This is a genomic window from Dictyobacter formicarum, from assembly GCF_016587435.1.
The window spans coordinates 194,529-209,330 of record NZ_BNJJ01000013.1; the positions used below are offsets into that span (position 1 = coordinate 194,529).

11 protein-coding genes are annotated in these 14,802 nt (G+C 51.9%); 8 read left to right on the forward strand and 3 right to left on the reverse strand.

Annotation, left to right across the window (positions count from 1 at the left end; all coding sequences use genetic code 11):
* Positions 1-99: 99 nt before the first annotated feature.
* Together JMI88_RS22750 and JMI88_RS22755 are read left to right on the forward strand one after the other, a co-directional pair.
* Positions 100-768 carry an SOS response-associated peptidase gene (locus JMI88_RS22750; protein WP_201364268.1) on the forward strand — a complete coding sequence of 223 codons (669 nt, stop codon included), beginning with the start codon at positions 100-102 and terminating at the stop codon, positions 766-768.
* 405 nt (positions 769-1,173) lie between these two features.
* Positions 1,174-1,794: a biotin transporter BioY gene (locus JMI88_RS22755; protein ID WP_201364269.1), complete on the forward strand. Its 621-nt coding sequence runs from the start codon at positions 1,174-1,176 to the stop codon at positions 1,792-1,794.
* 448 nt (positions 1,795-2,242) lie between these two features.
* Here JMI88_RS22755 and JMI88_RS22760 read toward each other — a convergent pair whose 3' ends face one another.
* Both JMI88_RS22760 and JMI88_RS22765 read right to left on the reverse strand, forming a co-directional pair.
* Positions 2,243-3,661: a DUF512 domain-containing protein gene (locus JMI88_RS22760; protein WP_201364270.1), complete on the reverse strand. Its 1,419-nt coding sequence runs from the start codon at positions 3,659-3,661 to the stop codon at positions 2,243-2,245.
* Positions 3,662-3,790: 129 nt separating this feature from the next.
* The gene (locus tag JMI88_RS22765) at positions 3,791-3,937 is read right to left on the reverse strand and encodes a hypothetical protein (protein ID WP_201364271.1); all 147 of its coding nucleotides are present in this window, start codon (positions 3,935-3,937) and stop codon (positions 3,791-3,793) included.
* 666 nt (positions 3,938-4,603) lie between these two features.
* On the opposite strand from JMI88_RS22765, the gene JMI88_RS22770 reads away from it, so the two are divergent.
* From JMI88_RS22770 to JMI88_RS22785, 4 genes are all read left to right on the forward strand, one after another.
* A complete protein-coding gene (locus JMI88_RS22770; RefSeq protein ID WP_201364272.1) occupies positions 4,604-6,463 on the forward strand; it encodes a serine/threonine-protein kinase in 1,860 nt (619 codons plus the stop codon).
* Positions 6,464-6,888: 425 nt separating this feature from the next.
* Complete coding sequence (locus JMI88_RS22775; protein ID WP_236023013.1) at positions 6,889-8,682, forward strand: ABC transporter ATP-binding protein; 1,794 nt, start codon at positions 6,889-6,891, stop codon at positions 8,680-8,682.
* A 20-nt stretch (positions 8,683-8,702) separates the two neighbouring features.
* Positions 8,703-10,523, forward strand: a complete 1,821-nt coding sequence (locus tag JMI88_RS22780; protein WP_201364274.1) for an ABC transporter ATP-binding protein — start codon at positions 8,703-8,705, stop codon at positions 10,521-10,523.
* Between the two features lie 597 nt (positions 10,524-11,120).
* Positions 11,121-12,803, forward strand: coding sequence for a molybdopterin-dependent oxidoreductase (locus JMI88_RS22785; RefSeq protein WP_201364275.1), 1,683 nt, complete (start codon positions 11,121-11,123; stop codon positions 12,801-12,803).
* A gap of 32 nt (positions 12,804-12,835) precedes the next feature.
* On the opposite strand, the gene JMI88_RS22790 is transcribed toward JMI88_RS22785, so the two are convergent.
* Positions 12,836-13,270, reverse strand: a complete 435-nt coding sequence (locus JMI88_RS22790) for a FixH family protein (RefSeq protein WP_201364276.1) — start codon at positions 13,268-13,270, stop codon at positions 12,836-12,838.
* Positions 13,271-13,709: 439 nt separating this feature from the next.
* Between JMI88_RS22790 and sdhC the strand changes: the two genes are divergently transcribed.
* Positions 13,710-14,309: a succinate dehydrogenase, cytochrome b556 subunit gene (gene sdhC, locus JMI88_RS39490; protein ID WP_236023014.1), complete on the forward strand. Its 600-nt coding sequence runs from the start codon at positions 13,710-13,712 to the stop codon at positions 14,307-14,309.
* Positions 14,310-14,380: 71 nt separating this feature from the next.
* A complete protein-coding gene (locus tag JMI88_RS22800; protein ID WP_201364277.1) occupies positions 14,381-14,797 on the forward strand; it encodes a succinate dehydrogenase/fumarate reductase transmembrane subunit in 417 nt (138 codons plus the stop codon).
* Positions 14,798-14,802: the final 5 nt, after the last annotated feature.

A 14,802-nucleotide genomic window follows, 5' to 3' on the forward strand; every position in this document is an offset into this window, starting at 1 on the left:
GACGTCTGCATAACCGTTTTCCCCGTATTAAAGAAGAATAGTTCAATGCCAGGACAATAAGCATAGCATTAAACAGAGAAAGGTCTAACAGGAAAAACTATGTGTGGTCGTTTTACACTGTTTCACAACATGCAAGATATAGGACGAGCATTCCGGGTGGAGGTGCCAGCCTCGATGCAGTTAAAGCCACACTACAATGTGGCTCCCACCCAGGATATTGTCACCATACAGAACAAAGATGCATCCCCACACCTGGAACTATTGCGCTGGGGCCTGATTCCCTCCTGGGCCAAAGAAGAGGGCATTGGCAGCCGCATGATCAATGCGCGGGCCGAGACGCTGGCAGAAAAACCCAGCTTTAAGCGGCTCCTGCATAATAGACGTTGCCTGATCGTAGCCGATGGCTTTTATGAGTGGATGCAAGAGCCGGGCTCAAAGCTTAAAACACCGATGTATATCACCCTCAAGGGCCAGGAGCTGTTTGCCTTCGCCGGACTCTGGGATAGCTGGAAAAATCCAGCCGGTGAGCAGATTCGGACCTGCACGATCATTACGACTACCCCCAACGAGGTGGTCTCGCCCATCCATAATCGTATGCCTGCGATCCTCACAGACGAAGGGCGTGAGGAATGGCTCGACCCGGACCAGAAAGACGAGCAGGCCCTATTGCACCTGCTAAAAGCCTATCCAGCCCAACAAATGGAGGCACGTCCAGTCTCACGGCGCGTCAACGACATACGCTACGACAACGCAGACTTAATCGCCTGACGCGCCCGAAAAACTTAAGCAAACAAGGAACACGGGGCGATGCGCATCGCCCCGTTCCATCACACAAAAGCGATAATAGAAGCGATTCGTAGGTGCGCCCCTTGCGGGCGCTTCCTTGCTTCCCGCTAGAAAAAGCAACAAGAAAAAGACGAGCAGGCCGAGGGCATGATCAACGGGGTTGCCAATCGGGCGCAAGACCCGAGGGGGCGACAATCGAAGGCCAGCTCCGAACCTTTCAATACGTTATTATTACTTTTCCGTGATGGAGCGATGAGGGTGAACATAGGAAAGTGAATGGTAACTGAACTATGGTACAATAATCTGCATGCATAGTTGATCTACAGAAATGTTTGTCAACGTTGCTAGTAAAGAGGGATATGCAAAGTAGTCAAAAGGAGTATTTTTATGGCAATTGCCCCCGGAACAACACTTATCGATTATATCAGTCCGGCGGCTCCATCGCGTAGCAAGGCGCTATTGAAAGATGGAGCACTGGTCATTGGAGGCAGTCTCTTGATGGCTCTGGCTGCCAGGGCCAGCATCCATGTACCATTTTCGCCCATTCCATTCACACTGCAGACGCTGGTCGTCATGCTGGTAGCGGCCACATTGGGCAGCCGCCGTGGCGCACTGGCCATGCTCTTGTATTTGGCTGAGGGAGCATCTGGCCTGCCAGTCTTTGCCAGTGGCGGTGGATTCATGTATTTAATTTTATCCCCCAGTGCGGGCTATCTCTGGTCTTACCCGCTGGCTGCCTTTGTAGTCGGATATTTATGTGAGCGAGGCTTAGATCGCAAATTAAGCACCTCGATCCTGGCCATGCTGCCCGGCACCGTCATCATCTATGCCCTGGGCGTCTCCTGGCTGGCCGTGGTCGCGCACCTGACGCTGACACAGGCGCTTGTGGCCGGTATGTTACCATACATTCCATTTGACCTGGTAAAGATCGTGATCGCCGCCATCCTGATGCCAGTTGCCTGGATGTTTATCCGCCACGTCAAACCAGAATCTCAATTCAAACGCTAATTTTTGCCTATGCGCTAAGCAATTGAAAAAAGTTCCAAAAAGTGGGTGGCAAGCAGCGCATCAGGCGCGCTGCTTGCCACCCACTTTAGATATTTTTGAAAGAAAACTTTTATCGAAACTTTATTCTAATCATCTGACCAACAAATAAAGCAATTCCACCCAACAGCAACAGCACTCCCACTGTAAAAATAGTAGTTCGCAATCCAGCAGAAAAACTCTGCGCCACCAGTAGGCCAACCACCCCGCATTGCATAAATGCAGCACAGATCAAATAACAGGTTGGTAAATTATTTGGGCTATTCCCCTGCATAAGCTCTGACCTTTGGTATACCGACACGATTTCACATCAAGAGTATAGAGGGGAAGGAAGAAACGAGGAAGGGTCATATGACCCAATTTGTCCGTTGCCTGTTTTTCACACTTCCACGGACAAATTGGGCCACATAAATTATAAGCGGGACTGGACGCGCACCAGCTGGCGTTCGCCACCTTTGACGACACCAGCCAGTGAGCGCAGGGCATCAATAGTCTCTGGCGCATTGCGCACAAACTCAACCCGGGCGGGCTGCAACTTCTCTTTGAATTCCTCAACGGTCATATCATCCAGGAAGCGCACTCCATCATTGTCCAGCATCACCCGTGGCAGCAGAATCAGATCCGCCAGATCACCATTTTCGCGCAAAGCCTCCAGCACATCCTGGCCACAGAGCAGGCCAGCCACTGTAATACCTGAGCCAAAGAATTTATTCACCACCGGCAACACCTGGGTGTCCAGATTTTCAATTTTCTTGATGTCTTTGGCCAGATCTTCGATCACCGGACTCGCCATCGTACTGGTAACGACAGTTACCCGGCGTGGTTCCGGCATGCGAGCTGGCAGGCGCCGCTTACTACGGGCCCACTGATCAATCAGGAAGCGCGTCATACCCACGCCATTCTCGATCTGCGAATAGAGACCATAATGGCGTGCCGGAGGAAATTCGCGCTCCGTAATGTAGTACCACTCATCCGACAGATACACAAAAGGATTGCCATCGGGCTCACTGGCCTCGAATTCACGCTGGTAAGCCTCAACCTGCGCAATGATGGCTTCGGCCTCCTCACACGTATAGCGACGCAACGTGGGCAGGTCACCCATCTTCAACATATTATTGTACTTGGTCAGGCCAACTGGAACCGCTGAAATGGACTCAACAATCGGGCGCAAAGCAATCAGATCACGAATGCTACGATCCAACAGCTCTCCATCATTAAACCCTGGGCACAACACCATCTGCGTATGGCAGGTAATACCAATCGAGCCCAAACGTTGAATGTGTTCCAGAATCTCACCGGCGCGTGGTCCATCGACCATCTTCCGCCGCATATCTGGATCAGTCACATGGACCGACACATAGAGAGGTGAAAGCTTTTGCTCATCCAGGCGCTGCCAATCCAGCTCTTTCAGATTAGTCAACGTAATGAAATTGCCGAACAGAAACGAATAGCGATAATCATCATCCTTAATATAGAGGGAAGAACGCATTCCATGGGGCATACCAGCTTGAGGGGCAAACCGCTCAGGGAGTCCCTTTATAAAGCAGAAAACACATTTATTGGCACACTGGCGAATAAAAGGAGTGGGCTCTTCACCAAATAACACGCCCAGATTCTCATCAATGCCTTTTTTGACAAGCACTTCATGCTGCTCGTGCTGACGATCATAGCCAATCACCAGCTCCTCATCGGCAACATGGAAGCGATAATCGACCAGGTCGCGAATCACGTTCCCATTAATCGAGCGAACGAGATCGCCTGGTTGTAGTCCAGCACGATCGGCCGGACTCTCGGGCACTACCTCACGCACCCATCCATACATCTTTGGCATTGGTTCATATCCTTAATAAAGAGGGGAAAGACAGGGATGGCTGGTAATCTACATCCCCATAATAAACTGATAGCTATCACGTGATTATATCCTCTCTGCTACTACTCGTCAAATTTCCTACTTCATCAGTCAGGAATAGTTCTCCTTTTTAGCGCCTACGGCGCCGGTTGGTGTTTGTGGTGTGCGCTCGGGTTGCTGCCGTGGCAGCAACCCGAGCGCACACCACCCATAGAGCAGCGGGATTGTCAAGGGCCGCCAGCCCTTAACCGGGGGCATGATCGCTCTCCCATTCCTCTCTCTTGTTCTTTCTGTCACCACCCATAGAGCAAGCGGGATTGTCAAGGGCTGGCGGCCCTTGACAATCCCGCTTGCTCTATGGGTGGCCCCCTCCTTTTCTTCCTTTCCGCCACCGCAAGGTGGCGTGTAAAAAATAAAAAAAATTAGAAAATCCTTAAAAGCCACATTTATACTTGACTATTCAGATAATCGCGGGTATTATTAGACCATACGAAAGGAGGTGGTGTGCATGTATGAACAACGTCGCTGCACAGGCAGCGTTGAATTCCACACCTTCCAGACGAGAGGGGTGAGGCGCTAACGCGTCTTGTCACACCTGGCTTGGAGCCTGGTGCGGATTTTAAACCGACGTATTGGCCGGTAGTGCATTCTACCTGCCTGTGCAGTAATATCGGGACACCGACAGAAAGATTGATTTGCCGGTGTCCCGGTTTTTTTATGTCCACAAGCCACTCCACATCAAGTTTGATATTACTACTCCAATCACGTCTATCCTGTCAGCAGTACACTACATATGAAAAAGCTAGCCATAAAATTTAACCACAGCATGTCATGAAAACAGGCACAAGATTGACACGCTCTATTTTATGCACTACTGTACTTAAAGCGGTATTTAATCAATAATGACAAAAATAGGAGCAGGGAGTGCTTTCAGCTGAAATTTTTTGCGCCAATTGTGGCGCAGCTAATAATTCACAGGATAGTTATTGTTTCGCCTGCCATGAGCCACTACAGCATACCAGCGCGCCAACGAAAACCACATCAACGATTCATCTACTGCGGCAGCGTTATCGGGTGCTGGAGCGCCTGGGACAGGGTGGCATGGGTTCGGTGTATAAAGCAGAGGATACCGAGCTTGGCAATCGGCCAGTGGCGATCAAGGAACTCAGTCAGAAGGGACTCAATCAGCAGGAATCTCAGGAAGCGGAGGAGTCTTTTAAGCATGAGGCTTTATTACTGGCTGGATTGATGCACCCCAATCTACCGCGCATCTATGAGAACTTTTCGGAGTCCGGCCGCTGGTATCTGGTCATGGATTTTATTGAAGGCGAGACGCTGGAAGATTATCTGCTCAAGAAAGGTGGAAAACTGCCCTGGTCGGAGATCTATGAGATCAGTATGCAGCTCTGCTCGGTGCTGCAGTATCTGCACACGCGTCCCACACCGATCATTTTCCGTGATCTGAAACCCCTGAATGTGATGCTGACCCCCAATCACCAGGTCTACCTGATCGATTTTGGGATTGCACGCCTCTTTAAACCGGGTCAGGCCCATGACACCATCGCTTTTGGCTCACCCGGCTATGCCGCGCCAGAACAATATGGCAAGTCCCAAACACAACCGAGCGCCGACATCTATAGCCTGGGCGCCATGCTGCACCAGATGCTTACTGGTATCGATCCAGCAAGCACGCCCTTTGCCTTTAGCAAGGTACCAAACATACCAATATCCCTGCAAACCTTGCTCAATCAAATGCTGGACCTGAACCCCAACCAGCGCATCGAATACGTGGAAAAGGTAAAGGAATCTCTACAAAGCATCAGCACAAAAAACTCATCGCTTCTCGCCTCTGCCAACCGCCGTGCCACCCCCACTATAGGCAAAAGCATTTGTAGCTATCCAGGCCATATGGGCATCGTAACCTCGCTCAGCTGGTCGCCGTCCAGCAATCTGATTGCCTCAGCCAGCCAGGATAAAACCGTACAGATATGGGACATCAAGAGCGGGCAAATGCAGGCGCTCTACTCAGGAAACCTGGAGAATTCAAGGAGCAGAAGCATCGAAGCCGTGGCCTGGTCGCCTGGAGGCAAGTTTCTGGCCTCAGCCAGTGACGACGGTATCGTTCAAGTTTGGACCAGCGATTCCTTGCAAACAACCTTCACCTACAAGACACTAAAGCAGCGCATTCGTGCTCTGGCCTGGTCTCCCGATGGCACGTTACTGGCTTCCGTTAGTACTAACCTCCTGCACATCTGGAAAGCAAGCAATGGTGAAACGGTAGCCAGTCTGGAAACGGGCCATAGCATCATCAATTCTATCGCCTGGTCGTCAGCTAATGATAACCTGGTGCTGGGATACGATGAGCCCTGTGTGGAGGTCATACACCTGACGCAGCAGCATAGCTGGAAACGAGAGGCGATATACAGAGGCCACCAGGCCGCGATCAAAAAAGTAGCCTGGTCTCCCGATGGCACACAGATTGCCTCGGCCAGCGCCGACAAAACCGTACAGATCTGGGAGGCCGCCACAGGTAAACGCAACCAGATCTATCATGGTCATACAGAAACCGTCTATACGTTGGATTGGTCGCCAGATGGCCAGAGCATCGTCTCCGCCAGCGCCGACGGCACCATTCAGATATGGGATGCCGGTAACGGCACGTTGAGCTTCACCCATCCCAGCCATAATCCCACCGTTTATGCCATTGCCTGGTCGCCGAATGGTCAGTACATCGCTGCAAGCGCCCACAGCCACGTATACGTCTGGCAAGCCACAGAAAAATAAGCACAGCCTGAACCTCTTTTTCCGTATCCCTGCAGGAAAAATGAGTAGAGATCATAGTATGAAAGATTAAAAAAATATTATGATCTCTACTTTTATCCCATTCCTAAAAGGATGACTTTATGGTATGCTGTACTTATCATGAAGTTAGAATAAAAGTTTCAGGTCAGGCACCTCATGATTCGATCATCATGCGACACATTTGCTTGCCCCCAGCCTCAACCAGCAGGAAAGAAATGATAAATACGACAACAGATGTCAACAATTATACCGTATACTAAGCAGATGAGTTAGAACACATATTCGATTACACCTCAGAAGTCGTCAAAGTAATTCGTAGATAACTGTACAGTTATGCAATGATTGGTGGGTAAACGTTTATCCCCTATTTTTTGTAGTGCATTCCAAACTCCATGTGGAGGTATCCCTTGCTAGCTAAACGCGAGTTCACAGTTGCCGATGAGTATCGCTACAACTGGTCCAGTCCGGTCCGCTGGATTGCATCCCATCTTTTACGCTATAAATTTTATGTATTTGGATTCATGCTGTTGTGCATTGTCACTAATGCGCTCTACGCTTCGATTCCATTTCTGACTGGATCGGCATTTAACGCGGTCTTGAACAAAGAGACGGCCATTAGCCAGTTAGGTATGATCGCGCTTTCATTGCTTGGAGTAATCGTAATCCAGGGGGTCTTCGATCTAAGCGCACGCTTCTTTGCTGAGATTCTGAGCAAGCGCTTCGCCCGTAACGCTCGTGAGGAGCTCTATACCAGTCTGCTAGGAAAAAGTCAGACCTTCCACAATCGCCAGCAGGTTGGAGATGTGATGGCACGCGCTTCCAACGACATGACACAGCTGAGCGATATGGTTTCGCCAGCCTTCGATATCATCTTTGACTCGTTTACCAGTCTGACTGTCAATATCATATTCATTGGCCTGGTCAATCCGCAGTTGCTACTGGTTCCGTGCATATACATTGTCGTTTTCTTCTTTGCGCTGCGCCACTATTCGCGCCAGCTTAGTCCGGTATCGGATCGGATGCGAGAAGAGTTTGGGAAGACTAATGCAGTCCTGAACGAAGCCGTAGCTGGCATTGAAGTCGTCAAAGCAACTGCACAGGAAAAGCAAGAGGTGCACAAGTTTATCACCCGGGCCAGCCGCTATCGCGACTTCTACGTCCAGAACGGCAAAATCCAGGGTCGCTATCTACCAACCTTGTTGCTCGGAGTAGCGCTAGCACTGGCCTTCCTGCATGGCCTGTACCTGCTCTCGCACCACGAGATCTCGTTGGGAGCACTGATTACCTTCATGGGACTGATCTCCAACCTGCGCTTCGTCACCTTCATGTCCATCTGGACCTTTGGGCTGGTACAACTCGGCATCTCCGGAGCCAGGCGCATTCTGTCCCTGATGAAAGAAGAAACAGAAATGGACGAAAACGCTGGTGGTTACCACGAGGAGATACGTGGCGACATCGTCTTCGACCATGTAACCTTCAGCTATGGCGAGACCCCCATACTGAAAGACATCTCGTTCCGGGCCAGACCGGGACAAACGATTGCGATTGTCGGACAGACAGGCTCTGGCAAAAGTACGCTGACCAAACTGGTCAATCGCATCTATGATGTTGACTCGGGCAGCGTCAAGATTGACGGGGTCGATGTGCGCCAATGGGATATGGATGGCCTGCGCTCGCAGATTTCGACCATCGAGCAGGATGTTTTCTTGTTCTCGCGTACCATTGCGGAGAATATTGGCTATGGTCTGGGCTCTAAAGCTAATCGTGCCGCTATCGAGGTGGCCGCCCACGATGCCCAGGCGCACGAGTTCATTCAAAGCTTTCCGCGGGGCTACGAAACCGAGATCGGAGAGCGCGGCGTCACCCTATCGGGAGGCCAGCGCCAGCGCCTGGCCATTGCGCGCGCCCTGCTCACCGATCCACGCATCCTGATCCTGGATGACTCGACCAGCGCCATCGACAGCGCCACGGAAGATGAGATCCAGAAAGCCATTCGTCGCCTCCTGCAGGGACGCACCACGCTGCTGATTACCCACCGCCTCTCACAGATCCGCTGGGCCGACAGCATTCTGGTCTTACGCAAAGGCGAACTGATCGATCAAGGTACACACGAAGAACTGCTGGCACGCTGCGAGACCTATCGGCGCATCTTCTCGCACTATGACTCGGCCGTTCCAGCCTCGGTAAGTAGTGGGGATTAAGAGGAGAAAGGAAGTTTACCATGGGCTTTATCATGGCAGGTCTGGATGCTGAGGCATATGATCGTAGTTATACTGATAGACAATTGATCAAGCGCATCATCCGCTACTTTAAACCAAAACTACCCCTGATGATCGCTATCATCGTGCTGGTGGTACTGAACTCGTGCCTGGATACAGCGTTTCCGCTGCTGATCTCAAACAGCATCGACACGCTGGTCAGCACGCGGGCTCTGGAGTCGGCCATCGGGCTGGTTATCTTCATTCTGTTCTCGGGAGCACTCTCCTGGACCTGTAATATGTTCCGCCAGCGCTTTACTGCGCGCTCGGTTGGAGATGTGGTGCTTCAACTGAGAACCGACGCCTTTAGCGCTGTTATGTCGCGCGACATGTCATTCTTCGATGAGTTCTCATCCGGTAAGATTGTCAGTCGCGTGACCTCGGATACCGAGAACTTCGCGACTGTCGTGACGTTGACCCTGAACCTGCTCAGCCAGATACTACTCTATATATTGATCGTCGTCGTGCTCTTCTTCCGCAATGCTCAACTGGCCTTGATGACATTAAGTATTATGCCATTGATTATCGCGGTCGCCCTGGGCTTTCGTAGCCTGGCTCGTAAGTTTACGCGCAACGCCCAGCGCTCCCTGGCGCGTGTCAATGCCAATGTACAGGAAATTGTCAGTGGCATCACCATCGCCAAAAACTTTCGCCAGGAACAGAATATGTACGATGAGTTCAAGCGAATCAACGCACAGTCGTATTATGTCAATCTGCGTTCCGGCTTTTTGTATAACGGCATCTTCCCGGTACTGGTCTTTATCGCCAATATCGGCACAACCCTGATCGTCTACTTTGGTGGACGCAATGTAGCCAGCGGCACCATCTCAGCCGGAGACTGGTTCCTGTTCATTCAAAGTCTGGGACTGCTCTGGCAACCATTGACCAGCATCGCCTCGTTCTGGAGCCAGTTCCAGTTGGGTCTGGCCGCCAGCGAACGCGTCTTTGCTTTGCTGGATGCCGAGCCACGCGTACATCAGATCGATCAGCAGCCCGTCAAGCAGCTTAAGGGCAAGATCACCTTCAAGAACGTTTTCTTCAGCTATGATGATCGACAGACGGTACTAAAAGACTTCAGCCTTACCATTAAGGCAGGAGAAACTGTCGCCTTCGTCGGCCATACTGGAGCTGGCAAATCGAGTATCGGCAAACTGATCTCGCGTTTCTATGAGTTTCAGGGAGGCCAGATTCTGATCGACGACCAGGATATCCGTAACTTCGATCTGCACGACTATCATCAACGGCTGGGGATCGTGCCGCAATCGCCATTCCTGTTCTCTGGCACGGTAGCCGACAACATTCGCTACGCCAGGCCAGACGCCACCGACGAAGAAGTCAGGGATGTGGCGCAACGCATCGGCGGCGGCGACTGGATCGAAGCGCTGCCTGAAGGTCTGGATACCCTGGTTGGTGAAACCGGTCGCTCCCTATCGATGGGACAACGGCAGCTGGTGGCCCTGGCACGCGTACTACTGCAGGAGCCAGCAATCATCATTATGGATGAAGCGACGGCCAGCGTTGATCCATTGACCGAAGCCCAGATCCAGGAAGGGCTGGATGTGATTCTGGAGCAGCGAACGGCAATCGTGATTGCACACCGCCTCTCTACGATCAAACATGCCGATCGCATCATTGTGCTGGATGGTGGTCGCATCGCCGAAGAGGGCACGCATGATGAGCTCATGGAGCGAGGTGGACATTATTCAGAGCTCTACAACACCTACTTCCGCCATCAATCCCCCGACTACAAACCCGGCGAAGGATTTGTGCCGACGCGCACCTAACTAGATGCGCGTCGGGGCGAAGCCCCTTAGCCTGGGGGCGCTGACGCCTTACAGGTGTAGGTTTTTCAGGGGCGTAGCCCCTGAGGCCCCTGATGCCGCCCTGCGGGCGGCACGGGGAAGGGAAGAGTTGGGGGCACAGCCCCCAATCCCCCAGTCAAGGGGCTCGCCGCCCCTTGCATCCCCGCTTTCCTGGCGTGAATCCAAAAAACCTATACCTGTAAGGGCGCTGACGCCCCCATTCTTTTATATTTATTGTGGAATACAGAAAAATGCGCATATGCGCATTTTTCTGTATTCCACAATAAATATTTTTTGAGCGCCGCGGGCGCTCGTGCGATGAAACCTTCAAGTTGCATGATACCAATAGGTTCGGGCCTTGCGCCCGATTTCTCACTCGGTATATGAAGATGCTCACGAGACAATGTCATGTTTCCATTCATCAATCAGCAGAACAATAAAAAAACCTACACCTGAAAGATGCAAAAACAATCCTTGCAGATGGTAAAAATGCTATCCTATGTACGTGAAAACTACTATAATGATTATTAAATAGATGGATTTATTGTGTGAGATAGATTTGCGATTAAGGGGACGTTCATGGGAGCACTACCTACTACGCAGAAAGAGCGCTGGCAGCGTGGCGCGCTGGCTGGCCTGCTGGCTGGCATCCTGGCCAGCCTACTGATGCTGCTCCTGAGCCTGACCATGGGGAGTATTTCACTCCCCGAAGCCCTGGGTTCAGCGATTGCACAATCATTACCTCTTCCTGTTTTTGATTATTTGCACACGTTGCTGGGCGGCGACGCCAAGCATTATCTCTTTTATATTATTCTGGTTGGCCAATGTCTGGTTTTTGCTCTCTTTGGTGGACTCTGCAATCTGCTGGCCGATCGACTGAACTTTGGACAGTGGCGCGATGAGCAAGGTGATCTCAATTATAGCGTTGGTCTGATGCTAGCCTTCATTCTCTGGCTCTTCAGTGGCCTGATCTTTCTGCCGCTCACTGGCTCTGGTATCTTTGGTGCTCAACTGGTGACTGGCGCACTCAATACCATGTTCAGCCTGGCCATCACCGGTATAGTCTATGGGCTGCTCTTTATCTTCCTGCATAACAGGCTGACCTGGCGCCTGCTGCGCCGGACGGCGTCACCTGACCAGGAAACGGCAGAGGCGTTAGAAAGCAAACGGATAGAGCGTCGCTCATTGATACGCAACAGCCTGGTAGTGCTGGGCCTGGGTACGCTGGGAGTCGCCGCCTGGCGCTTCATTACTGGCAGCAGCGGCGGCACAGCCAGCACGGCAGATCCTCAGCTTCAGTCTAACCTGTTGAATAAGTACCAGCAAAAGATTTCGCCTCCGCCACAACCAACTTATGGAGAATGGCAGGAGGTTCCAGGACTCTCCTCCGAAGTGACCAGCAACGCGCAATTTTATGGCGTCTCCAAGAATTTACTGTCAGATCCCAGTGTGAAAGGTGATGACTGGCAACTGATGGTGGATGGCCTGGTATCCCAGCCCTTCACCATGAGCTATAAAGAGCTGCTGGCGCTGCCCATGCACAAGCAATATGAATCCATGATGTGCATCAGCAACGAGGTGGGTGGCAGCTATATGAGCAATGCCCTGTGGGAAGGGATCTCGCTGAAGGACCTATTGGAGAGGGCGGGGACCATCAAGCCGGGCGCCACCAAGGTCGTGCTCTATGCCGCCGACAGCTACAGCGATAGTATCCATCTCGCCAAGGCCCTCGAGCCGACGACGATGGTAGCCATCAAAATGAATGGTGAGACCCTACCCACGTCCCATGGCTATCCCGCCCGCCTGCTCGTGCCGGGCATCTATGGTATGAAGCATGTCAAATGGATCACGCGTATCCAGGTCGTCAACACAGATTATCAGGGCTACTGGCAACAGAACGGCTGGAGCGATCCCGCGCCGATCAAGATGACCTCGCGCATCGACACGCCCACGTATGGAAGCAAGGTCAGCGCCGGCAAGCAGGCCTACATCGCCGGCGTGGCCTTCTCCGGCAACAAAGGCATCAGCCAGGTTGAGGTCAGCGTCGACGGCGGGAAAAGCTGGCAGAAGGCCAACCTGCGCCGTCCGCTTTCCGCGCTCACCTGGGTACTCTGGGAGCTTCCCTGGCAGCCGCAGGCTGGTAGCTACAGCATCGTCGTCCGGGCCACCGACCTGCAAGGAAATGTTCAGAATCCCAAGATTGCCCCTCCGTTGCCGGATGGTTCATCGGGCTACCATACCATCCCGATAACGGTCTCCTGAGTCGAGATTGAAATCGAGCGCAAGGCCCGAACCTACGGGGTGGTGATGGTGAAGGTGGTGGAGGCGGGCGGGACGCCAGGGGCCGCGATGCGGATGCGAATCTCCCAGGAACCGCTCATGCTGAAGTGAGCCTGGGCCTGGTAGATGCCCGGGGATTGCGGCCGGACAGCGATCTCTTCCGTCCCCATGTCCATCGTGGTCATTGAATTGGACAGGGTCACGCTGGCATTGCTTACTAGCTGGCCAGTCGCTTTTTTGACGATCTGGAAAGAGAGATGTGCTGGCTGGTCGGTCGGCGGCGGGTTTGGATCGACCTGTAATGTAACCTCGTAAGGGCCGGCCTGGGACACCTGCACAGGCGCGGTGGGGTGGCGAGGAATCAAAGACTCCAGGGAAGTACCAAGAGTAGTAATTACGACCAGAAAGCCCAGGCCCAGGACCACAATTAAAAGTTGTCGTCTCTTCATATAATCTGTTATAGAGGATCTTCAAACCGATCGCTGGAGCAGAAAAAAGGTGAGTCATGCTTGCACACCCCTGCTCATTAGAGAGAAGGTTCTACTATGACGAGCAGGAGCGAAGCATAACCCACCAGGAAAAGTCTTCTTGCAAAATGTGAACTCGATTATTGCTCTCTATCTCACCTGTATTATATCTGATTGCGCAGGCTATTACCAGTCACAAAGCGTTGGATTGCAGGCAGGAATTGAAGAGAATAGAAAAAGAGTCAGTTTACCGTTGGCGCAGCCCGGCTAACTGACGTATAATATTAATAACACCGTCAACTCCCAGAAGGTACAACGAGGTGCTAGAGACAAAGACAGTGCAAGTCAGGGTTCAAGGCATACCAGTTCGATAGTATAGTAATGTACTGTTTGTTCTTATTGCGAAAAGCCAGCTGGCTGAATGCAACCTGGAACAAGGCTGATCAGCTTATTTACCAGTCCAAGCAATGGCACCTCTGGTGGATGTCCAAATGGGCGAGAGCAAGAGCCAGGAGGCCAGAAAACAACGCCGAAGCAGCGCGCATTGTGCTACTTCAATCGAGAGTGTGTGCCTGGGCACCACTCTCATTTATCGCCTCAAGCCCTACCTCCCGCCTCCAGAATCGAGGAAGAAATGTACAAAGGTCAATCTGGAATGTGGTCCTGGCTGCTTCACCGCATCACAGGGCTCGGTATTTTGCTCTTTCTGTTTATCCACATCGTCGATGTCTCAATGCTGGGTTTCGGGCCCGAAGTGTATAACCAGAGCGTTACGCTATTTGATTATTGGATTGTGCGTTTGTTATCACTGGCCTTAGTAGGAGCCGTACTCTATCACGCATTCAATGGCATCAGAATTATGGCAATCGACTTCTGGCGCAAAGGGTCTCGCTACCAACGTGTAATGTTTTGGATTGTCCTGGCTGCAACAATCATCGTCTTTATTCCCATGGCCTACGTGATTATGGTGCCCGCCTTCCACTGGTTAACGCAAGCGCCACACACAACAGCAGGTCGCTAAACGACCCATCTACGATGGAATGACCATCCTGGGTACAGTGAAACATACTCAATGTAAGGAGAAGCATCTTTATGCTGCGTATTTCTAGCGGACGTGGACCTCGACCTGTAGCCGGCGGGTTCGAAACATTTTCCTGGTATTATTTTCGTATTTCAGGGGCACTACTACTCGTGCTGGTGATCGTGCATCTACTTATTATGCACATCTCTAACGACGTATCCTGCACCACCTATGCATTTGTTGCCATGCGCTACAGCAACGTCTTCTGGCGTGTCTTTGACTGGCTGTTGCTCACGGTGGGCCTGACTCATGGCATGAACGGATTGCGCGTGGTCATCGACGACTATGTACGCGCACCGGGAGCACGTATGTGGCTCTTATCGATTTCCGCCGTACTACTGGTGGTTTTCTTCATGCTCGGGACACTCACCCTGATTACCTTTCCAACGGTTCCTGGTGCAACGGGACCACTATGCATTCCCAAATAACAGTG